The following is a 341-nucleotide window of genomic DNA, read 5'->3' as shown; positions in this document are numbered from 1 at the left end:
GGGCCTTGGGTGGTCGGCGGCGTCGGCGGGCTGTTGCCTTCCAATGCGGCGAGCGCCTGCTCCGAGGCTTCGAACTGCTTTTGCAGGATAATCAATTGCGACTGTTGCTCAAAAGTCGGCGGATGCCCAAACGCTTTCAGGGACTTGTGCAGTTGAGCGCGGCTCATGGCAACGCGGATTTTGGCTTGCTTGATCGCGGCATCCTGCGCGGCCTGAAGGGCATCGGTGTGTGCCGCTGCCACGGGGGCAATGCGCTTGGCCCAGATCGCCTATATCCGTGAGGCCGAATGCATCGGCTGCACCAAATGCATCCAGGCTTGCCCGGTGGATGCCATCATTGG

Annotated in this window: 2 protein-coding genes; one reads left to right on the top strand and one right to left on the bottom strand. The window is 61.6% G+C overall.

Annotated features, from left to right (window positions below):
- A partial coding sequence (locus AC0L20_RS40325) for a hypothetical protein (protein WP_473295719.1) occupies positions 1 to 242 on the bottom strand: 242 nt, incomplete at its 3' end.
- A gap of 7 nt (positions 243 to 249) precedes the next feature.
- Here AC0L20_RS40325 and AC0L20_RS40320 point away from each other — a divergent pair.
- The coding region (locus AC0L20_RS40320; protein WP_473295720.1) for a 4Fe-4S binding protein at positions 250 to 341 on the top strand (92 nt) is incomplete at its 3' end.

Source organism: Bradyrhizobium sp. Kon58, assembly GCF_055807455.1.
Note: the sequence above shows the minus strand (reverse complement) of the source record. Positions and strands in the feature narration are given on the sequence as shown.